Origin of the sequence: Streptomyces sp. WM6378 (assembly GCF_001279695.1) — a bacterium.
GTDB lineage: Bacteria > Actinomycetota > Actinomycetes > Streptomycetales > Streptomycetaceae > Streptomyces.
This window is the reverse complement of sequence record NZ_LGDD01000043.1, coordinates 1-17,860: the sequence shown is the minus strand read 5'-3', so window position 1 is coordinate 17,860 and position 17,860 is coordinate 1. Positions and strand designations below refer to the sequence as shown.

At 68.4% G+C, this 17,860-nt stretch carries 21 protein-coding genes and 3 pseudogenes; 14 read left to right on the top strand and 10 right to left on the bottom strand.

Annotated features, from left to right (window positions below):
* On the top strand, positions 1 to 200 hold a 200-nt coding region (locus tag ADK54_RS06785; protein ID WP_159047653.1), incomplete at its 5' end, for a hypothetical protein.
* Between the two features lie 489 nt (positions 201 to 689).
* On the opposite strand, the gene ADK54_RS06780 is transcribed toward ADK54_RS06785, so the two are convergent.
* Positions 690 to 1,016 carry a TfoX/Sxy family protein gene (locus ADK54_RS06780; RefSeq protein WP_053724618.1) on the bottom strand — a complete coding sequence of 109 codons (327 nt, stop codon included), beginning with the start codon at positions 1,014 to 1,016 and terminating at the stop codon, positions 690 to 692.
* Positions 1,017 to 1,232: 216 nt separating this feature from the next.
* Here ADK54_RS06780 and ADK54_RS06775 point away from each other — a divergent pair, with 216 nt between their 5' ends.
* Entirely contained in the window at positions 1,233 to 1,556 is a 324-nt protein-coding gene (locus ADK54_RS06775; protein WP_159047652.1) for a VOC family protein, read from the top strand.
* Positions 1,557 to 1,710: 154 nt separating this feature from the next.
* Positions 1,711 to 2,118: a VOC family protein gene (locus tag ADK54_RS06770; protein ID WP_053724617.1), complete on the top strand. Its 408-nt coding sequence runs from the start codon at positions 1,711 to 1,713 to the stop codon at positions 2,116 to 2,118.
* Between the two features lie 292 nt (positions 2,119 to 2,410).
* On the opposite strand, the pseudogene ADK54_RS06765 reads toward ADK54_RS06770, so the two are convergent.
* The 4 genes and pseudogenes from ADK54_RS06765 to ADK54_RS06750 all read right to left on the bottom strand — a co-directional run bounded on the left by ADK54_RS06765 (position 2,411) and on the right by ADK54_RS06750 (position 5,526).
* Positions 2,411 to 3,975 (bottom strand): annotated as a pseudogene (locus ADK54_RS06765) (MFS transporter).
* A gap of 249 nt (positions 3,976 to 4,224) precedes the next feature.
* Entirely contained in the window at positions 4,225 to 4,611 is a 387-nt protein-coding gene (locus ADK54_RS06760) for a VOC family protein (RefSeq protein ID WP_053724616.1), read from the bottom strand.
* A 75-nt stretch (positions 4,612 to 4,686) separates the two neighbouring features.
* Positions 4,687 to 5,058, bottom strand: coding sequence for an ester cyclase (locus ADK54_RS06755; protein WP_053724615.1), 372 nt, complete (start codon positions 5,056 to 5,058; stop codon positions 4,687 to 4,689).
* A gap of 57 nt (positions 5,059 to 5,115) precedes the next feature.
* The gene (locus ADK54_RS06750; RefSeq protein WP_053724614.1) at positions 5,116 to 5,526 is read right to left on the bottom strand and encodes a VOC family protein; all 411 of its coding nucleotides are present in this window, start codon (positions 5,524 to 5,526) and stop codon (positions 5,116 to 5,118) included.
* A 420-nt stretch (positions 5,527 to 5,946) separates the two neighbouring features.
* On the opposite strand from ADK54_RS06750, the gene ADK54_RS06745 reads away from it, so the two are divergent.
* Together ADK54_RS06745 and ADK54_RS06740 are read left to right on the top strand one after the other, a co-directional pair.
* Positions 5,947 to 7,116 (top strand): winged helix DNA-binding domain-containing protein, encoded by a 1,170-nt coding sequence (locus ADK54_RS06745; RefSeq protein WP_053724613.1) that lies wholly within the window; start codon positions 5,947 to 5,949, stop codon positions 7,114 to 7,116.
* Positions 7,117 to 7,234: 118 nt separating this feature from the next.
* Positions 7,235 to 7,840 carry a TetR/AcrR family transcriptional regulator gene (locus ADK54_RS06740; RefSeq protein WP_053724612.1) on the top strand — a complete coding sequence of 202 codons (606 nt, stop codon included), beginning with the start codon at positions 7,235 to 7,237 and terminating at the stop codon, positions 7,838 to 7,840.
* On the opposite strand, the gene ADK54_RS06735 is transcribed toward ADK54_RS06740, so the two are convergent.
* Both ADK54_RS06735 and ADK54_RS06730 read right to left on the bottom strand, forming a co-directional pair.
* The gene (locus tag ADK54_RS06735; protein WP_063801908.1) at positions 7,837 to 8,175 is read right to left on the bottom strand and encodes an MmcQ/YjbR family DNA-binding protein; all 339 of its coding nucleotides are present in this window, start codon (positions 8,173 to 8,175) and stop codon (positions 7,837 to 7,839) included. The genes ADK54_RS06740 and ADK54_RS06735 overlap by 4 nt on opposite strands.
* Positions 8,176 to 8,262: 87 nt before the next feature.
* Positions 8,263 to 9,189: an SDR family oxidoreductase gene (locus ADK54_RS06730; protein ID WP_053724610.1), complete on the bottom strand. Its 927-nt coding sequence runs from the start codon at positions 9,187 to 9,189 to the stop codon at positions 8,263 to 8,265.
* 383 nt (positions 9,190 to 9,572) lie between these two features.
* Between ADK54_RS06730 and ADK54_RS06725 the strand changes: the two genes are divergently transcribed.
* On the top strand, positions 9,573 to 10,244 hold the full coding sequence (locus tag ADK54_RS06725) for a VTT domain-containing protein (RefSeq protein WP_053724609.1): 672 nt from the start codon (positions 9,573 to 9,575) through the stop codon (positions 10,242 to 10,244).
* A 673-nt stretch (positions 10,245 to 10,917) separates the two neighbouring features.
* Positions 10,918 to 11,331: a hypothetical protein gene (locus tag ADK54_RS06720; protein WP_053724608.1), complete on the top strand. Its 414-nt coding sequence runs from the start codon at positions 10,918 to 10,920 to the stop codon at positions 11,329 to 11,331.
* Between the two features lie 198 nt (positions 11,332 to 11,529).
* Here the strand turns inward: ADK54_RS06720 and ADK54_RS06715 are convergent, their stop codons facing one another.
* Positions 11,530 to 11,946 (bottom strand): GNAT family N-acetyltransferase, encoded by a 417-nt coding sequence (locus ADK54_RS06715; RefSeq protein ID WP_053724607.1) that lies wholly within the window; start codon positions 11,944 to 11,946, stop codon positions 11,530 to 11,532.
* 303 nt (positions 11,947 to 12,249) lie between these two features.
* Here ADK54_RS06715 and ADK54_RS06710 point away from each other — a divergent pair, with 303 nt between their 5' ends.
* The 6 genes and pseudogenes from ADK54_RS06710 to ADK54_RS06690 all read left to right on the top strand — a co-directional run bounded on the left by ADK54_RS06710 (position 12,250) and on the right by ADK54_RS06690 (position 16,263).
* On the top strand, positions 12,250 to 12,510 hold the full coding sequence (locus tag ADK54_RS06710) for a hypothetical protein (RefSeq protein ID WP_159047651.1): 261 nt from the start codon (positions 12,250 to 12,252) through the stop codon (positions 12,508 to 12,510).
* A 637-nt stretch (positions 12,511 to 13,147) separates the two neighbouring features.
* A complete protein-coding gene (locus ADK54_RS06705; protein ID WP_159047650.1) occupies positions 13,148 to 14,611 on the top strand; it encodes a hypothetical protein in 1,464 nt (487 codons plus the stop codon).
* A 71-nt stretch (positions 14,612 to 14,682) separates the two neighbouring features.
* A pseudogene (locus tag ADK54_RS48715) lies at positions 14,683 to 14,850 on the top strand (helix-turn-helix domain-containing protein); the annotation flags it as partial.
* A gap of 406 nt (positions 14,851 to 15,256) precedes the next feature.
* Positions 15,257 to 15,616 (top strand): peptidase inhibitor family I36 protein, encoded by a 360-nt coding sequence (locus tag ADK54_RS06700; protein WP_053724604.1) that lies wholly within the window; start codon positions 15,257 to 15,259, stop codon positions 15,614 to 15,616.
* Between the two features lie 47 nt (positions 15,617 to 15,663).
* A pseudogene (locus ADK54_RS06695) lies at positions 15,664 to 15,962 on the top strand (DDE-type integrase/transposase/recombinase); the annotation flags it as partial.
* Positions 15,963 to 16,074: 112 nt separating this feature from the next.
* The gene (locus tag ADK54_RS06690; RefSeq protein WP_053724603.1) at positions 16,075 to 16,263 is read left to right on the top strand and encodes a hypothetical protein; all 189 of its coding nucleotides are present in this window, start codon (positions 16,075 to 16,077) and stop codon (positions 16,261 to 16,263) included.
* A gap of 549 nt (positions 16,264 to 16,812) precedes the next feature.
* Here the strand turns inward: ADK54_RS06690 and ADK54_RS06685 are convergent.
* Together ADK54_RS06685 and ADK54_RS06680 are read right to left on the bottom strand one after the other, a co-directional pair.
* Positions 16,813 to 17,034, bottom strand: a complete 222-nt coding sequence (locus ADK54_RS06685; protein ID WP_053724602.1) for a hypothetical protein — start codon at positions 17,032 to 17,034, stop codon at positions 16,813 to 16,815.
* A gap of 25 nt (positions 17,035 to 17,059) precedes the next feature.
* Positions 17,060 to 17,443, bottom strand: coding sequence for a hypothetical protein (locus ADK54_RS06680; protein WP_053724601.1), 384 nt, complete (start codon positions 17,441 to 17,443; stop codon positions 17,060 to 17,062).
* Here ADK54_RS06680 and ADK54_RS43005 point away from each other — a divergent pair.
* A complete protein-coding gene (locus ADK54_RS43005) occupies positions 17,407 to 17,697 on the top strand; it encodes a transposase (protein WP_420717267.1) in 291 nt (96 codons plus the stop codon). The two genes, ADK54_RS06680 and ADK54_RS43005, sit on opposite strands and share 37 nt — an antisense overlap.
* Positions 17,698 to 17,860: the final 163 nt, after the last annotated feature.

The window sequence follows — 17,860 nt, the reverse complement described above, 5'->3', positions numbered from 1 at the left end:
AACTGGCCGCCGACGCCCCCCGCCGCATCGCCCTCCAACTCTTCGACCTCGACCCCGGCCCCGGCAGCACCTTCCGAGGAAGCCCCGAACTCGCCCCGCACCTGGAGGAGTTCGCACGGCTGCTGCAGGACGTGGCCCGCGCGCTCACCACCACCGGCGAGCCGGACGAGCCCCACGTTCCGACCACGAAGGACCGCTGAAGCGCCGACCACGCCTCACCCTGGGCCCGGGCGGGGCTGGTGTGCTGTCCCCGGCAGGGTCCGACCGGCCACCTGCCCTGGCGCGGGGCTTTCTCAGGGCCGCGTGATGGTATGCGGCAGGCCCGTCCGCCTGGCCCGCCCGAGCAAGATCCGCTGCATGTACCGAGTCCCGGGGCGCCATGACTTCCCCCGGGACTCTGGTGCACTTCGTTTCCTGACCCACGCAGTCCAAGAGTCCGGCGCGGCCCTGATGACTCGCCCGGGGCAGTCGGCATGCGGCGGGATGAGTCTGCGGGGAGGCCGAGTTGTGTGGGCCCGGCGCTGCCGCGCTGCGACGAGTGGACGGTCCCTGCGGGTGGGGCCCGGCCCCCTCGCGCACTGCTTCTGACCGAGCCGTGGAGCGCCTACGGGGTCGGCGGGAGCCCACCGAGGTGTGCCGCCCACCGTGCACCCCGGCCTGTGACAGATGATGCCTGCCTCCGGCCCGGGTCACTTGGGCGGATGCTCGGCGGCGGCTTCCCGGCCCAGCTCCAGCCAGTTGTCCAGGATGTCGTCGTCGAGGACTTCTCCTGAGACCAGTACCCAGCCTTTCGAGATCCGGCCGCGGAACTCGTAGGGCCGTGCGCCGGGTTGGGCGAGGGCGCGTGGGGTGCTGTCCGGGGCGACTCGTACCAGCAGGTCGTCGCCGACCACGCCGACCGCCGTGTTCCCCTGCACGGTGAAGACGAGCCCGCCGAACATCTTCTTCGCCACGACCGCGTCGCTCTGTTCCAGCAGCTCCTGGACTCGTTCCGCCAGTACCTCGTCATAGGCCATGGCCTCACGCTACCCACCCACCCCGGCACCCGCCCCCGCACACCCGCCGTGAGCCATGGAGGACATTCCTCGCCCTGCTTGCTCGTTACGGTCGGCTCCAGAGGGCGGAAACCGCCCGGCCGACCCACACCACAGGGGAAGAGCCATGCTCGAAACAAACGCCGGCGGCGCTGTGACCGGCCGGGTCCTGTCGCATACGGCCTGGGCCGAGGACGGATGCGACATCGCGGGTTCTACGCCGCAGCCCTCGGCCCGCGGGTCTCCGAGCCGTATTCGGACGAGGACGGCAACGCTGCGGCCTTCCCGGTGTGGGTGGGCGACATGATGGTCTTCCGGTCCGCCACGGCGTTCAAGACCCCCGCCTGGCGCCAGGACGAACTCGCCTTCCCCAGGGACACCACGTTCGACGACGCCGAGGCGGCAGAGAAGCAGCTCGTGGAACTGGGCGCCACCAGGCCCGCCCACCAGCCGGGCGGGGACCACTGGACCGCCCTGCTCGACCCCTCCAGCCAGCCTTTCTGCATCAGCGGCCCCCGCTGAGACCACCGCTCCAAGGGGGCTGCTCTCACCGGGACGGTGGCCCCCGGAGTGCAGAGCCGCCCGGGCAGGAGGAGAAAGGAACCGGGGGGTGCCGGCGTATGCCGGCCCCTGCTCGCCGCCCTGTTGAAAAGCCGGACCTGCCCGTGGAGGACCCATGCCGTTCGCGCCCTGTCTGAGTGTCCAGGACACCGCTGCCAGCATCGCGTTCTACAAGAAGCTCGGCTTCGATGTCGATTCCAGCACCGCCAGTCCCGGGGACGACATTCACATGCTGACCTACCAGGGCGGATTCTGCGGAATGCTCTACAGCAACGCCGACTTGAAGAAGTGGCTGCCCGTCCTGGCGGACGTCCCCATCGGGTTCGCCGGCATGTTCTACCTTGCCGTGGACAACTTCGACGCTGCCCACGACCACATCGCCGAGCACGCCGAGATCGTCAAGGACACCGGCACCGACCACACCGGTCAGCGCATGTTCTACTTCCGCGACCCGGACGGCTACGTCGTCGGCATCAACGACAACGCCGCCCTCCAGGCCAGCGACCTCGGCAAATACACCTGACCAGGAATAAACTCCGGCGGACAGGCAAGATGGTGCCGGTGCAAGCCGTGCAGCCGGTCGCCCTGGTGTTGGGAGCGACAACAGCGCCTTACGGCCAGGACTCGTAACCAGGCTGATGCGCATGCCATTTGGCACCATGCCAGAAATCGGTCACGCCCGTTCAGACAGAACACGGGCAGCTCGATGCCGAAAACGCGACCGGTTGTTCTCACGGGAGCCCGTGACGGCGAGGAGTCCGTGCCGCACCGGTGATCGCTTCCTGGTGGTGCGCTTGCCCCCGTGGGTGCTGGTTTCAGCGGGTCAGGACGGATTGGTTCTCATCGGTGTGTTCCTCGTCGGGCTGGTGGCGTTGGGTCTTCTTCGGTAGCGCGCACATCAGGACCACGAGCAGCGCGTTGATGCCGGCGAGCCAGGCCAGGGTGGTGGGGAAGGCGTCGATGTAGGCGCGGGGGGTGGGGTCGGCGCCGAGCGGGCCGAAGAAGAGCACGGAGGCCAGGGCGATGCCGAGGGCCTGGCTGAGCTGCTGGACGGTGTTGAAGACGCCGGAGCCGGAACCGGCATGGCGGTGGGGGACCTCGGCCAGCACCAGATCGACCAGCGGCGCCATGATCAGGCCCATGCCCAGGCCCATCACCCACAGGGTCGGGATCGTCTGCCACGGTGTCAGTGCGGCGCGGTAGTGGTCGGCCTGCCAGAGGTAGGCCAGCATGCTGAGGGCCATCAGTGCGGCGCCCGCCTGGAGGACCTTGCGGCCGAAGCGCGGGAGCAGGTACTGGACGGCCACGGCGGAGGCCGCTGCGGCGCCGATGGAGAAGGGGATGCCGGTGAGGGCGGCGCGCAGCGGACTGTAGCCCAGGCCGTACTGGAGGTAGAGCATCCACGCCAGGAAGAAGATTCCGGTGGCGGTGCCGTTGAGGAGTTCGATGGCTGTGCCTGCGGAGAAGCTCTTGTTGCGGAAGAGGGAGAGCTCCACCAGCGGCGTCTTGCCGCGGCGGGAGCGGGCGCGCTGGTGGGCCACGAAGAGCGCGAGGACCGGCACCGAGGCGGCCATGACGGTGAATCCCCAGGCGGGCCAGCCCAGTTCGCGCCCCTGGGTGAGCGGATACAGCAGCAGGACAAGTGTCGAGGTCAGCAGGAGTGTGCCGGTCACGTCGAGGCGGGGGGGGGGGGGGGGGACGGGGGTGGGGGGGGCGGGCCAAGTGAAGGGGGGGCGGGGGGGGGGGGGGGGGGGGGGGGGGGGGACTCGGTGATGTGGCGGCGGCCCAGGAGCAGGGCGGCCAGGCCGATGGGCAGGTTGATGAGGAAGATGGCGCGCCACTGCAGGCCGAAGAGGTTCCATTGGGTCAGGATGCCGCCCAGGATGGGCCCGGCGACGGCGCCCAGGCCGATGACGGCGCCGTACAGGCCGAAGACCTTGCCGCGCTCGCGGGGTGTGAAGGTGACGTGCACGATGGCCAGGACCTGAGGGACCATCAGGGCGGCCATGGCGCCTTGCAGGACCCGTGCGGTGATGAGGACGTCGGGGTTGGGTGCGGCGCCGCACAGCGCCGAGGCGAGGGTGAAGCCGGCCACGCCGATCAGGAACATCCGGCGGCGGCCGTGGATGTCGCCGAGGCGCCCGCCGGTGATCAGGCCGACGGCGAAGGCGAGCACGTACCCCTCGGTGATCCACTGAATGGCGGTGAGCGAGGCGCCCAGGTCCTGCTGGATGCTGGGGATGGCGACATTGACGATGGTGACGTCGACCAGGTCCATGAGGGTGGCGGTCATGACGACGGCGAGGGCGATCCAGCGACCGTGGTCGGCCGGTGCGGCGGGTGCTTCGGCGCAGGGGCTGGGAGTGGGGGATATGTTCATGGCAGGGCTTCGTTCCGCGGTGGTGCCGGCTCTGTGGGGCCGGGTGGCCCGGAGGGGAGGCCTGGGATCTGTCGGGCGGCAGCTGGCAGTTGAGGTGACTTGGCTGTGAGGTGCCGGTGAGCGGGGGCGCCTGGTGCGTTCAGCAGCACCGCGGGGACCAAGGTGACGCAGGGCGTCGGCGATTGACAGCAACGCCGCAGATCGGCGTGCCGGGCCCCCGCTCACCGGACAGGGTCCGCCGGGCAGGCTCTAGACGGCAGGGGCAGCGGCCTTCTCGTTGACGCCGATGACGTAGCCGTCGAGGTCGCGGAAGTAGAACAGGCGCATGCCGTTGTGCTCGGCGAGGGGCTTGACGATCTCGGCGTGCTGGGCGATGAGGTCGTGCGTGGCCTGGAGATCGTCGACGCCCAGGTAGTGCATGCCGGCGAAGCCGATGGGGGTGTCCGCGAGGACGGGCAGCCACTTCTTCAGGTCCGCGTTGCTGTAGAGCATTCCGCAGAACTCGCCGCCGTGGAGCAGCATGTGGATGTCGTCGCCGGGCTTGGCGCCGCTGGAGTCCACGGTGAAGCCGAGCTTCTCGTAGAAGGCGATGCTGGCTGCGGTGTCCTTGACGCTGAAGCAGGGTGCGTAACCCATGGTCATACTCCTTTGATGTGTGGGTGGGTGTAGGGGTGTGTTGGTGTGTGCTGTCGCGGGCGGGGCCGCAGGTGGCTAGCCGCCGAGGTAGTCGACCTGCGCAGCCGCGCGGTCGCCGCGCAGCTGCAGGATGGTGCAGAAGCTGACCGTGACCGGCTCTCCCTTGGGCGGCAGGTTCGCCATGACCCCGGCGCTGGTGCCCGCGAAGTCGTATTCGACCGCGATGGTGTCCCCGTCCGCGACGGTCCGCTTGACGGTCAGCCTGCGGTCGGGCACGGCGGCCGCGTACTCCCGCACGTGGCCCACCCAGGCGTCCCGGCCCGTGAAAGCGAGACCGAAGGCTTTGAGGGTGTAGGCGACGTCGTCGGTGAACAGCGCCCCGAACCGGTCGAAGTCCTGATCGTTGTAGGCGCTCGCCCACTCCTTGACGAACTGATCGGCATTCATGGCCGTCCTCCTGGTGATCTGCGGTGAGGCGCAGGTGTTGGGTGTGCGATGGGGCGCTCAGGCGCCTTGGGGCCAGCCCGCGCTGATGCAGAACGGCTGTCCGGACGGGTCCAGCAGGACGGTCCAGTGCTCACCACCGGGCTGGTGGTCGGGCTTGGTGGCGCCCAGTTCGAGCAGGCGCTGCTCGGCCGCCGCGGCGTCGTCGAAGGCCAGGTCGAGGTGGAAGGGGAGTTCATCCTCGGGCCAGTTGGGGGCCGTGAACCCCTTGGCCGTGTAGAACACGAACGTCGTCGAGCCGTCGGTGACGAGGAAAGCGGTCGGGACGCCGCTCTCGTCCGGGAACTCCTGGACGACCTTCCAGTCCAGGGCGGCGGCGTAGAACTCGGCGAGCGCCTTGCCGTCGGGGCACCAGAAGGCATATGAGGCCACCCGGCCCATGGCAGCGGGGAGCGCGGAAGCACCGCCCATGAAGATCACTCCAAAGGGAGAAGGGAGAGGTACGGGCGCAGCCGATGCTGTGCGCCGGGAGGCGGGGCGCCGGCATGTGTCGCTCGGATCCGCTCTCCACCCCTTGACTTGTACATAAGTACTGTAGACCATCACTGCAGAGCAGGCAATACGGACATAGTGACAATTTCGTGCCGCAATGAATCCGTGATCACGCCGGGGCTGGGTGGCACCGCTTGCGGCAGCGTGCGCGATCACGCATGTGACCTGAGGAAAGCTGCCGTCAGTGGAAAGGGTGGGGCTGGATCGTCCCGTGTCGGGCAATGGGACCACATCGGCACGCGGTACGGTACGTATGTACTTTATTGGATCTGGGTGAGGGAAGGAGGTCACGTTGTACCTCCCGATCCGCTTGCCTGCACCCCCGACCGGAGCCGAGCCATGAGCACCACTCTCCTTCGCCGCATCACTCCCGCCGAGCGCCGCGCCCGCCTGGGGTCCCGGCATCTCCTGGGCGGCGCGCGGGCCAGGACTCCCTGCGAGGTCGTCGACGCGCTGGTCGCTCTGCACGCCACCGACCCGGCCACCGTGTTCCTGTCCGCGGCGGCCCGGATGGCCGTTCCCGAAGTCGCCGTGGTGGAGCGGGCGTTGTACGAGGAGCGGACGCTGGCGCGGATCCGGTGCATGCGCCGCACCATGTTCGTCCTGCCGTCCGGCCTGGCACCCGTCGCGCATGCCGCCACCGCTCAGGGGGACGCCGCCAAGAACCGCGCCCACACCATGCGTCACCTGCGCGAGACCTGCGGCTGGGGCACCGCCCGCTACACCGCCGTGGAGCAGGCCGCCATAGTGGCCCTCACCAAGCGCGGCGAGGTCAGCGCCGCCGAACTCGCCCTGGACATACCGGAATTGCGCGAGCAGATCGTTACCTTCCCGGGCAAGCCGTACGAGTCCCGGAAGAGCCTCTCCGCTCCGATTCTGGGTGTGCTGGCCGCCGAGGGCCGCATCCGCCGGGCGCGACCGCGCGGTTCGTGGACCTCAAGCCAATTCTGCTGGGCCCCGGCCGACCCCCTGCCGGAACTGCCCGCCGGGCACGCCAGGACCGAACTGGCCCGCCGCTATCTATCCGCCTTCGGCCCGGTCACCGCCGACGACCTCAAGTGGTGGACCGGCTGGAACATGACCGACACGCGCAGGGCTCTCGCGGCCACCGGCGCCGAAGCAGTCGAACTCGACGAAGGCATCGGCTACCTCCTGCCCGGCGAGGAGGAATCACCTGCCGAGGCCGAGCCCTGGGCCGCGCTCCTGCCCGGCCTCGACCCCACCCCCATGGGCTGGCGCCACCGCGACTTCTACCTCAATCCCGATCACAAGCCCGCGCTCTTCGATCGCAACGGCAACATCGGCCCCACCATCTGGTGGAACGGCGCGATCATCGGCGGCTGGGCCCAGCGCCGCGACGGCCGCATCGCCTGGGAACTGCTCACCGACCCCGGACGCGCGGCCCGGACCGCCATCGAGACCGAGATCGCCCGCCTGACCGCCTTCCTCGGCGCCACCCGTGTCACACCCCAGTACCGCACCCCCTTGGAGCGCAAGCTGGCCTCCTGACCGAGCCGACAGTCGCCCGCAGCGCCGCAGCCACCTCCGATCGGCGCGCCACCCCACCTCTGAGCCCGGTACGGTACATGCGTACCGCATTGCCCGCCGACCGCACGGAGCCACCCGTATGCCCGCCCAGCCCTCCCCCCGGCGCCGCCGCGACCCCGAGCGCCGGATCGCGGAGATCGTCGACGCCACCGAGCGCGTGATTTCCGCGCGGGGCATCGAAGGGCTGACCCACCGGGCGGTCGCCGAGGAGGCGGGTGTGCCGCTGGGCGCGACCACCTATCACTTCGCCACCAAGGACGACCTGATCCAGGCCGCCCTCCAGCAGGCGTACGGGCGCTATGCCGCGCTGCTCAAGGACTGGGTGGCCCGGCGCCCCGACCTCACCACCAATCAGCACGTCGTGCTGCTGACTGACATCCTCATGGAGTGCTTCGGCGTCAACCGCGAGTACCAGGTCCTCGAATACGAGCTCTACCTCGCCGCTCTGCGCCGCCCCGCGCTGCGTCCCATCGTCGACCAGTACACCGAAGCCACCCTCAACGCCCTGCTGCCCTACGTCGATCTGTCCACGGCGCGGGCCGCCGCCGACGCCATGCAAGGGCTGACCCTGCGCGGCCTCGCTGGCACCCAGCCGCCCAGCCGCGCCGAGGTCGAGGACATTCTCCGCCGCATCCTCACCCCCAACCCGGCCCTTCCCGCACCGCCCGAGAAGGCCGACTCCTAAGGCAGTCCTGCGCGGAGCCTGAGCAGCTGTTCGCGGGTGGCGCGGGACAACCTCGCCACCACACGCTCCCAGGAGTGGTCGATCATGTCGGCCAACTCCCCGTCTGACACTGTGCCGTCGAGGACTACGGTGTTCCAGTGCTGCCGGTGCCCGTAAAGCCCCGGGCGCACGGCGGCGTGCTGCGCGCGCAGGTGCGGGGCGAGGCCAGGCTCGCACTTCAAGGTCACCTGATCGGGGCGCGCACCGGTCGCCGGTGTCAGGACGGCGAAGATCTTGCCGCCGACCTTGTACAGGCACATACCGGGACCGGGCTCGTGCTCCGTCGCCTCCGGCATTGAGAGGGCATACAGCGCGACCTCGTCCGGGGTCAAGTGATTGCCTTTCGCCGTACGAGCCCGCCGCGAAAGAGGGCGGGGCCTTCGTCAGCGGTAGCCGGCGGGGTCCGGGTACTGCCCGGTGCGCATGACCTCGCCGAAGTACCGGGCCGGGTCGGGGGCCGAGCCGTCCACGTCGGTGAAGCCGTACTCCTTGGACAGCTCACCGGCGGACACCGAGCAGCCGTTGAAGCGGGCCACGCCGGGGTCGCTGGCCAGCGCCGCCAGGGCCCGTGCGACGAAGACGGGGGTCTCGGACATCGCGAAGTCGGGGATCGCCGCGCAGGCGTCGCGCCAGTTCTCCTCGGCGACACCGAACTTCTCCAGAACCGCCTCGGTGCGCATGAATCCCGGGGCGAGGGCAAGCGCCGTGCAGCCGTACTCCTTCCCCTCCTGGGCCAGCGCCTTGACCATCCGGAACGGCGCGTACTTGGCCAGGTCGAAGAAGAACGGCTCGCGGTAGTGGGTGTGGTTGAGTTCCTCGGTGCCGTCGGTGATCTCCACGACCAGCCCGCCGGGCCTCCGGATCATCAACGGAAGTGCGTAGTGGCTGGTGACGAAGTGGGACTCGACACCGAGCCGCAGCATCCGCCGCCCCTTGTCCAGGTCGTACTCCCACATCTTGACCTTCTTGCCGTACTCGACGAGATGATCGCCGCCCCAGATCACGTTGACGAGGACATCGAGGCGGCCGTGGTCGCGGTCGATCCGGGCCACCAACTCCCGCACCTGGTCGTCCTGGAGGTGGTCGACCACGGTGGCGATGCCCGCGCCGCCGGCCGCGGTGACCAGTTCGGCGGTCTGCTCGACGGTCTCCGCCGGTCGGCCCGTCTCGCTGACCACGCCACGGGCGGTGCGGCCGGTCACGTACACGGTGGCTCCGGCCCGGCCCAGCTCGACGGCCATCGCACGGCCCCCGCCGCGGGTCGCCCCGGCGACCAGCGCGACCTTCCCGGACAGCGGTTTCGCATTCATGGCAGTAACTCCTCATGTGCCCTGATGGATCGTGGGGCGAGTATGGAGCCGCTATAGGCCAGATTCTGTCCCACTTCGTCCCGAGGTGTTCCGCGCTCCTGGCGAGAGTCTCGCCGCCGCGGTCTGAGCGAAGCCCTTGTGAATACCCACCATGCTAGTACGCCTGTACAGGTTTGGCATGTGGAGGTCACCTTCTGGCCGGCTCCACGAACGACCAGCGCCACAAGCGGCTTCGCAAGGCGCTCCGCTAGCCTCAGTGCAGGTCGAGGAGCTGGGCCAGTGGGCTTTCAAGTTAGTTGTACAAACGTCCCGTAAGATGTGCTCGCCAGGGGATCCGTCTGCCGATCCGCACCTGTCGTCCCAGATCGAGGAGAGTCGGACCCTTGTACACGCTTGCGCTCGGTCCCGAGTGGCTGTCCTCGGACTATCTGATCGCACAGTTCGGCCTGATCGGCATCCTCGTCATCGTCTTCGCCGAATCCGGGCTCTTCGCCTTCCTGCCCGGCGACTCGCTCCTGTTCACCGCCGGGCTGCTGGTCGCCGACGGCACCCGCATCACCCAACCCCTGTGGCTGGTCTGCACCCTGATCGTGACCGCCGCGATCCTCGGGGACCAAGCGGGCTATCTCATCGGCAAGTTCGCCGGCCCGAAGCTCTTCAACCGGCCCGGCTCCAGGCTCTTCAAACGCGAGAACCTCGACAGTGCACATGAGTTCATGGACCAGCACGGCCCCAAGGCCATCGTCCTGGCCCGCTTCGTACCGATCATCCGGACGTTCGCGCCCATGATCGCGGGCGCCGGATCGATGACGTACCGCACCTTCCTGACCTACAACGTCATCGGTGGCACGGCCTGGGGCACTGGCCTCACCGTCGCGGGCTACTGGCTCGGCCAGATCGGCTTCATCAAGAACCACATCGAAGCCATCCTCCTCGGCATCGTGCTGATCTCCGTCGTCCCGGCGGCCATCGAGGTCCTCAGGACCCGCAGAAAGTCCAAGGCCCAGCAGCCGAAGGGAATTGCCGTCAGGCGCGGCCGCCACGCCAGACGCTAGGTTCGGCAGACCCAGAGCGGTGTTTCCCCCTGGCGCCGATGATCGCCTGGAGGTATTCCGCCCGGCCCCCATGGCGGGCCGGCACCCCTCGACGGCGGCAGTGGAACAGCACGTCGCAGTGAGGGCTGCCCCGGCACAGGCCACTGTCACGTTCCTGACTGGGTGGCGGCTGACGCATCTGCCGCCGGACACCCGGCGGCTGCCCTCGGTGGCCCCCTATGACCAGTTGCTGCGACGCCGCCGTGGCGGGAGTGCCCCGAGCGGGGGAGAAGGGCCATGAGCAAGCGCAACCGCGCCGACGTCCACAGGGGGCTTATGCGGTGTTGGGGGGCGTATGAGGTGTTGAATGTCCAGCCGAGCCCGGCTCCCAGTAGTTTGTTCGGGCGCCTTTTCGCGCTATTGCCAAGAAGGAGTAGAACGGTGATCGAGACACGTGGGTGCAACGACGTCAAGTCGGCTGTGCAACGCTTCACTTGCTGTGGCGGTGATGGGTTAGCGGAGGCATGCATTACGAATGCCGGGTAGCCTGTTTCGGGCTACATGCAGTTCGCCTATATTGCGGGCAGGGAATCCTCCGGGGAGATCTGGAAGACCTCAAGGCGCCCTGATCAACAAACCGCGCGGTCATGTGTGCGTTCGTCCGCTGCCCGTGAACGGACAGAAAGGGACTGTCATGCGCCGCATCCTCCGCGCCGTCACCGCCGTCGGCCTGCTGGCCATCCCGACCATCGCGTTCATTGCCCCCGCACAAGCCGTAAGCCACGGCCTCGTCAAGGTCCAAGTAAGTGGCTGTGGCGAAGAACAGCTCCTCGAACAACAAGCTGCCAAACTTGCCGACCAGGCCGAGATCGAGGAGATCTCGGAAGAGACGGCCCCGTACTATGCGATGTGGGAAGAGGACGTTGACACCGGCGTACAGGTGGCCGCCAACGATCAGACCCAGGTCAACAACGGCGAGGTCACGCAGAGCCAGGTTGGCCTCGTCAACGTGGGCCTCAACAACGTCCTTTCTCAGGACGAGATCTCGGCACTCTCGGATCTCCACGAATTGTGTGGCGCGTTGACGCATGTCGGCATTCTTGACTAACGTCGCCGAGCCTTGCGCCATCTGATCAGCCCCTCCCAATCCAGCGGATTGGCTTGCCGGGTCAGCACTCTTCTCTTCGTCCAAAACGCAAAAAGCCCCCACCCGGCCAAGTCGGCTGCGCGGGGGGCTTTTTGCGTTGTCGGGTCACGCCATGAGACCCGAGCTTCCCCATGCGGCGGGTCGCTCCACTCTGTGGACCTACGCCTGGTCGAAGGCCCAGACGAGCACCACCTGCTCCTCTTCCGGGATGCCTCCGGCACGACGGTAAGTCGTCCGGGCCGCCGTGTTGTCCTCGGCCGTGACCGTCCACATGCCGTAGCAGTTCCGTTGGCGCGCCAGGTCTGCGAGCGCCGACGTCAGGGACCGGCCGACACCGCGTCCGCGGAACGACTCGTCCACGCCCAGCTCGTACAGGAACATCTCGGTGCCCTTGTCCGGGTGTGTCATCTCGACGCCGGTGACCATCCCCGCCGGGACGCCATCGACATAGGCGATCAGGAGGTGGTGGCGCTCGTCCGCCAGAAACCTCTCAGTCGCCTCCGGCAGAGGGGACACATCGAAGAGGTGCCCGGCGCCGTGGACAGCCTCGACCCGAGTGATGCGGCGGATCTCCATGGGGGGATCCTGCCAGAGCTCGGCACGAACGGCACCGGGTCCCTCCCTCACCCGAGTCTTCCGGTCCCAGAACCGGGCTTCGCGCCTGGTTCCACGATCTCCGGAACCGTCACGCAGCCGATCCCGACCTCCGCCGGGTCATCGACAGGGCGCACGTTGCGTCTTCGCCGGTGTGCTGAAGGCCGGGATCACCTCCCACTGGGATGTGCACGTCCTGGCGGGCGGGCCCGCGTCGCCGCGGGCCCGCCGCGCGCATCACCGAGCGGGGAAAGCGGTCCCACCGGCGCCGCGCGGGTGGGGGCGTTGCGTGAGCTGCCGCCGCAGCAGCGCAGCATGCTGGCCCTGCACTATCCGGTCGCCGGTCCGTTGTGTGAGCTCAGGCCCGGTGTCTCCCAGGTGCTCTGCAAAGCCCTGTACTGGCTGCATGTCGCGCACGCGCGCGGCCATGATCAGTGTGCGGCTGTGGCCCGGTTTGCCTCCCTGGATCCCGAGCGGGTCAAGATCCAGGACTCGGACGAGGGCCGTCGCCTGCGGGCCGCCCTGCGCGGCAGCCATGCCCTCTGATCCCTCACGTCGACCCGTAACGCCACGCCCCGCCCAAGGCGCGGGGGTGCTTCTGGTTGTCGGTGGATTGAGCGGTTGGGGGCGAGGCGGCCATTTGGGCCCTACACGTCCAAGCGGCGCCCCCCATCGTGGCTGATCTGCCAGGAGTGCGAACTGCCCGTCGCCCTGGGCGATGTCTGTCGCGGGGCGCAGGTGGCCGTGTGAAGGGCGGGGTTCGAGGTTTGTCCGGCCGACCGGTTGGGTCGGGTGTGCGGTGGGGGAGACTGGGCGGGTGACCACAGACCCACGCAGTTCCTTGGACAGCGACACGCCTTCCTTCAGTTCTCCTGAGCCGGTACGTCCGCGTCGGGAGCCGCGCTCGGCGGCCGACGCTCCGCCCGCTACTTTCCTCGAGCCCCGGCTTCGGCCTGACCCGGCGGCCGACGCATCCATATCCTGACCACATGTCAGGGTCTCTCTGCCATAGGTCCGTTGCTCGGGATGTAGGCGTTGATCTGGCTACGGCTTGGTCAAACGCCGGTGCCACCAGGCGCTACCCGGCCCCGCGGGCGCAATACACTACCGCGTCGCCGCCGCTCGTCTCCGCACCCGGGCAGACCTACTGGCGTGGAGCGCCCACCTGGTCGGCAAAGGCTGGGTGCTGGCCGCCACCGACTGGTGCGAGGTGATGCGGGAAAACCCGCAGATCAGCGGCCGAATCCCATATCTGAGCCCCTCAGGGAACCGGTGCTGCTCGGATACCGTCAACCGATCCGTGAGAACCAAGCCAGTCAAGATATTCCTCGGGTGTGTGGCGCTCCTCTGCGCACTTGGCACCGCGATCGCACTTGGCGGTGTGCTGACGGGATCAGGCGGCGGCAAGAAGTCCGCCGCGAACGCGTCGACGGCCACCGATCCGGCCGTGAAGGACCCGGCCGACGACGCATCGTCTGATAATCCGCCGGCCGGAAGCCTGGTGCTGCGTATCGACGGCCCGGACGGCCTGGTGACGCCGAGCGAGATCAAGTCGTTCAAGGCCGACGTCGAGACCCTCACCCCGGCCGGCGACAACATCGGTAACAACTGGGCCCAGGGCCGCAGCGGGCAAGCGGCCGAAGCCATGGGGACGGTCTACGAGATCTCCCACGACACCGCGATACTCGACCGGATGATCGGCTTCTGCGACGCCGTGCTCTCCGAGCGCAACGACCTCGCCCCCAGCCCGGTCGGCCGGCACCCGCTGTGGACCGGCAAGGTCGACCCCGCCTGGCCGAACGATGTCACCGCGCAGCCGATCGGCACCGGCGGCGAGCAAGGCGACCCGGTCGGCCACCTCGGCAACTGTGCCCGGCAGATCCTGCAGACTCCCGCCATCTGGCACAAGCGCGTGCCGATCGGCGACCCGCACCAATACGGCGCCACTTACCTCGACCGGGCAAAGAAGTTCGTTGCGGAAGCCGACGTCGCCGTCGATCAGCACATCCTGGCGCGGCTGCTGGACGTCTCCCGCAGTGACCGCCAGTACTTCGCGGGGGATTCGCCCTACCAGGGCGGCAAGCCGGTGCCCTGGAACCAGCAGATGATGTTCGACTACGGCTTCTCCAACCTGGCGAGCGCACACCAGATCCTGGGCGACGACGCCCAGCGCGCCGCCCGCTACGACCGGCTGGTCAAGGCCAGCGTGAACTGGTTCTTCTCCGCAGCCCGCAGGTACACCGATCCCGCGGGCAAATCCGCCTACGACTGGGGCTACTCGCCATCGCAGAGAGCCGGTGAGGACTCCAATCACGGCAGCCTGGACTGCGCCGGCCTCTACCGGCTGTACCTCACCGGCAGATACAGCATCACCGCGTCCATGATGGCCCCGCTCGCGAACACGCTCGTCGACGTGATGACCAAGAGCCCACACAAGTACGCGGGTCGTGTCGACGGATCGGACGGCCGGGGCCACGGCTCCTCCACCAGCTACCTCCGCGGCGGCTTCCTTCCTCTCGCCGAGTTCCGTCCCGATGCCTACCACGCCATGCTGACCGAGGCACTTCCCGGAAACGGCACCACGAGCATCGACTCGTTCTCGGGTGCCCTGATGCTGAAGAGCCGCCGCGGCCAGCACCATTACTGACCTCGGTGCGTCAGGGTGATGGCTGTTGAACTTCCTGATGGTGGTGGGACGTTGGCGGTAGACAGTGGTGTGTGAGAGATGCGGATGGGGGCGGGCTGACGCCGGTGGCTCGGCAGCGCCGGGAGTCGGTACGTATGCAGGCAGCAGAGCTGTTTGCCCAGCGGCTCAAGGCGCCGGAGGTCGCCCGGCAACTGCGGGTGAGTGTGAAGTCGGCCTATCAGTGGCAGCGGTTGTGGCGCTGAGGCGGAGCCGGGGCACTTGCCTCCCGGGGGCCGAGCGGTGTTGAGCCTCCAGTACCGCTCCGGCATCCTCGACGGCTTCATAGCCGGAACCGGTCTCTCCCTTGACACGCCAACATCACCTTGACGCGCCGAGATCAGTAAGGATCAAGGCCGTGCAGCACAAATGCCGTGCTGGTGCGGCGAGTTGGGCCGTATGAGGGTGGACGGCGGTGCGCCGTCCGGAGGGTTTCCCTGTTTCCTGTTCCCCGGGTCAACAGGAAACCCGTCGACTCGGCGCCGAGCCGGCGACAAGACTTCTGGCACCGGGTCGGACGGACGTCGGACCCGGGACGCCCTCGGGGCAAGGAGCCCCATGAGGGAGCAACGGTCTCCACTGGTTCATCGTTCATCGAGGAGAACTTCCATGAAGCTGCGTTCCTGGCCCTTGGCCTCCGCTCTTTCCCTGACCGCCCTGCTCGTGCCCGTCTCGAACGCGGTGGCGGCCCCTGCCGCGCCGGCTGCACCCTCTTGTACGCAGGGGTCGATCTGCTTCTACACCGGCTCCCGTTACGACGGCCAGAGCTGGGAGTGGGTCGCCAAGGACGGCTACCACGACATGCCGGCCGCGTTCCACGACAACGTCGGCTCGTTCGTGGCCAGCGTCGACGGCTGCCTCATCAACTGGGACCCGAAGGAGACCCGGGTGGTGCGCAGCGGCGACAACCGGATCGACTACGGTTCCGACTTCGGCGGCCGGATCGACGGCGTGGGCCCGGGCTGCTGACCATTCCACCCCGCCGTCCCGGATCCGCGTCCCGGAATCGGCAACGACGCTCCTACGGCGCGGCCTACCGGGGGGCATGCCCTCGGTCGAGCATCGCTCCCACAAGGGCCTGAACAACCGGGCAGAGAACAGCCACCACCCGACCCGGCAGCGCGAACGGGCCATGAAAGGCTTCCGCTCCACCGGCGGGGCGCAGCGGTTCCTGGCCGCGTTCAGCGGCATCTCACCCCACTTCCGGCCCCGGCGGCATCTGCTGACCGCCGCCGAACACCGAGCCGAGATGAGCATCCGCTTCGCCGTCTGGGAGCAGGTCACTGGCGTCGCCGGCCGGCCCACCGCAGCCTGACCATAGGCCAGCATCCGAGCCCACCACGCCACGACACACGTCAGACACCCCCACGCCCAACAACATGACAGCGCCGTTGCATGAGTTGCCGTCTGTTCCGCGACTGGAATCGATGACTGTAGACCGCAGGGCGGTGATCGCAGAGTTCGGAGAATTGACGGCACAGAAGCTGACGGTCTCCGAGATGGTGGACAGCCTCAGCAAGTGGGGGCCGACGCTGGGCTTCGCCAAGGAGACCCTTCGGCCCCTCTATCTCTACTACCGAGAGGGGTCCGGTACCGGGGCACACACACCACCATGACCATTCTGGGGGAGTACTTGGCCCCCGCAAGCGATTCGTGCGTGAAAGTGAGGACGTCCCCAAGCGTTGTGAGGACAGCCGAACTGCCCGGCCTCTCCTTGCATCTGACCGCCGTAGTGGCGAGATACGTACTCGGCCCGCAGGGGTGCGATTCTCCGGTTGCCGACCGGATCAGCGCCACGCTCCCTCCCGCCCCTGTTGACGGCTCCGCCTGACCTTCGGTTGTCAGGGGCTCGTAGGTTCGATACATGAGTTCCTCTCTGATCGTCTACCTGGTCAACATTGCTGCTACGCCTGCCCTGGTCGGACCCGGTTGACCAGTTGCTGGAGGTGGCACGAGACGACTTCGGGGACGCCCTGGCGGCGCGACGACAGTCGGCCTGGTCCGTCTGGGTGACTCGGGGGCTCCGCCGTGGCGGAGCCCCCGAGGGCGTGCGGCTCGATCGGGCCGGGGTGACCCGGTTCCATCAGTACGGAGCCGAGCGGCTGTGGGTATGGGCCACCGGGTCATGCCCACTCCACCCCAACCCCCTTGTCCAGCAGTCGAGTTCAGCGGGTGCTGACTGTTGCGAGGCCGGAGGTGCGCTCGCGGACGGGGTGGTGGTCGGTGGGGCTGGTCAGCCCGTATACGACCGCGCGGTATTCCACGATGCCCTCGCGGGCGGCCTTGATGTGTGCGACGTCCCGCGCCTCGGTGCCCGCGGGGACCACGGTGCCGCAGGAGATCTGTTGCCACGTCTTCTGGCCGCTGCTGTGGCTCTCCAGGCACACCCGTATGAACGGTGCGGCGTCGTCGTCACCGTGTCCGGTGGCCCGGTTGGTCTCGCTGACGTGTGCCGTGCGCTGGGCGGAGATGTCGACGCTGCCCTTGGCGAACGGCTGTCAGACCGCCGTACAGCACCTCGTGTTGGGGCTGGGGTGATGGGCGCCGCCGGGTGATCAGCAGGACGGTGGTGAGGATGGCGCGGCCGATGGTGGCCAGCCCGGCGACGCCCGCGATGACGGGGATCACCGTGGGGTGCTCGTGCAGGACATAGCCGGCGAACAGCAGGGCCAGGACGAGGACTCCGGTCAGCGCGCCCTGGAGCAGGCGGCGCAGGGAGGCCTCCGTGGGGGTCGGTTCCGGGGCGGGCAAGGGGCTGCGTGCGGCTGCCGCGGCCCAGCCCAGGGCCGCGGTCACGGGCCGTTCGCCGGAGTTTCCCGTCCCGCGCCGATCCCAGCTGGCAGGCCGACTACCGCTGTTGGCGGCCACCTGTCGAACGGGTCATTGCCTGGCTCGTCGCCCACGGCAACCGCCGCTTGCCCTGCCGCGGCACCATCAAAGGCGAACGCTGGATCCACCACCGGGCAGCCGCCCTCAACCTCCGCCGACTGATCAACCTAGGACTCCACCACCACAATGGCGCCTGGACCCTGACCTCGGCCAACCCATAACCACGGAAAGGGCGCTGTCCGGTCCTGCCACCGAACGTCCTCTCACCAACATCTTCACCGGACTTCTAGTGACCTGAGTCGTTGATGCGTCGGCAGTAGTTGGCGAGGCTGTTGAGAATCTGGTCGGCGGTCTTGTGCCACACATAGGGGCGGGGGTTGGTGT

What these genes read in the sequence shown, in the direction of transcription:
- ADK54_RS06780 (WP_053724618.1), bottom strand. Translation starts at nt 1,016, where the DNA reads ATGGCCTATGACGAGGTACTGGCGGAACGAGTCCAGGAGCTGCTGGAA.
- ADK54_RS06775 (WP_159047652.1), top strand. Translation starts at nt 1,233, where the DNA reads ATGCGACATCGCGGGTTCTACGCCGCAGCCCTCGGCCCGCGGGTCTCC.
- ADK54_RS06770 (WP_053724617.1), top strand. Translation starts at nt 1,711, where the DNA reads ATGCCGTTCGCGCCCTGTCTGAGTGTCCAGGACACCGCTGCCAGCATC.
- ADK54_RS06760 (WP_053724616.1), bottom strand. Translation starts at nt 4,611, where the DNA reads ATGGGTTACGCACCCTGCTTCAGCGTCAAGGACACCGCAGCCAGCATC.
- ADK54_RS06755 (WP_053724615.1), bottom strand. Translation starts at nt 5,058, where the DNA reads ATGAATGCCGATCAGTTCGTCAAGGAGTGGGCGAGCGCCTACAACGAT.
- ADK54_RS06750 (WP_053724614.1), bottom strand. Translation starts at nt 5,526, where the DNA reads ATGGGCGGTGCTTCCGCGCTCCCCGCTGCCATGGGCCGGGTGGCCTCA.
- ADK54_RS06745 (WP_053724613.1), top strand. Translation starts at nt 5,947, where the DNA reads ATGAGCACCACTCTCCTTCGCCGCATCACTCCCGCCGAGCGCCGCGCC.
- ADK54_RS06740 (WP_053724612.1), top strand. Translation starts at nt 7,235, where the DNA reads ATGCCCGCCCAGCCCTCCCCCCGGCGCCGCCGCGACCCCGAGCGCCGG.
- ADK54_RS06735 (WP_063801908.1), bottom strand. Translation starts at nt 8,175, where the DNA reads ATGCCGGAGGCGACGGAGCACGAGCCCGGTCCCGGTATGTGCCTGTAC.
- ADK54_RS06730 (WP_053724610.1), bottom strand. Translation starts at nt 9,189, where the DNA reads ATGAATGCGAAACCGCTGTCCGGGAAGGTCGCGCTGGTCGCCGGGGCG.
- ADK54_RS06720 (WP_053724608.1), top strand. Translation starts at nt 10,918, where the DNA reads ATGCGCCGCATCCTCCGCGCCGTCACCGCCGTCGGCCTGCTGGCCATC.
- ADK54_RS06715 (WP_053724607.1), bottom strand. Translation starts at nt 11,946, where the DNA reads ATGGAGATCCGCCGCATCACTCGGGTCGAGGCTGTCCACGGCGCCGGG.
- ADK54_RS06700 (WP_053724604.1), top strand. Translation starts at nt 15,257, where the DNA reads ATGAAGCTGCGTTCCTGGCCCTTGGCCTCCGCTCTTTCCCTGACCGCC.
- ADK54_RS06690 (WP_053724603.1), top strand. Translation starts at nt 16,075, where the DNA reads ATGACTGTAGACCGCAGGGCGGTGATCGCAGAGTTCGGAGAATTGACG.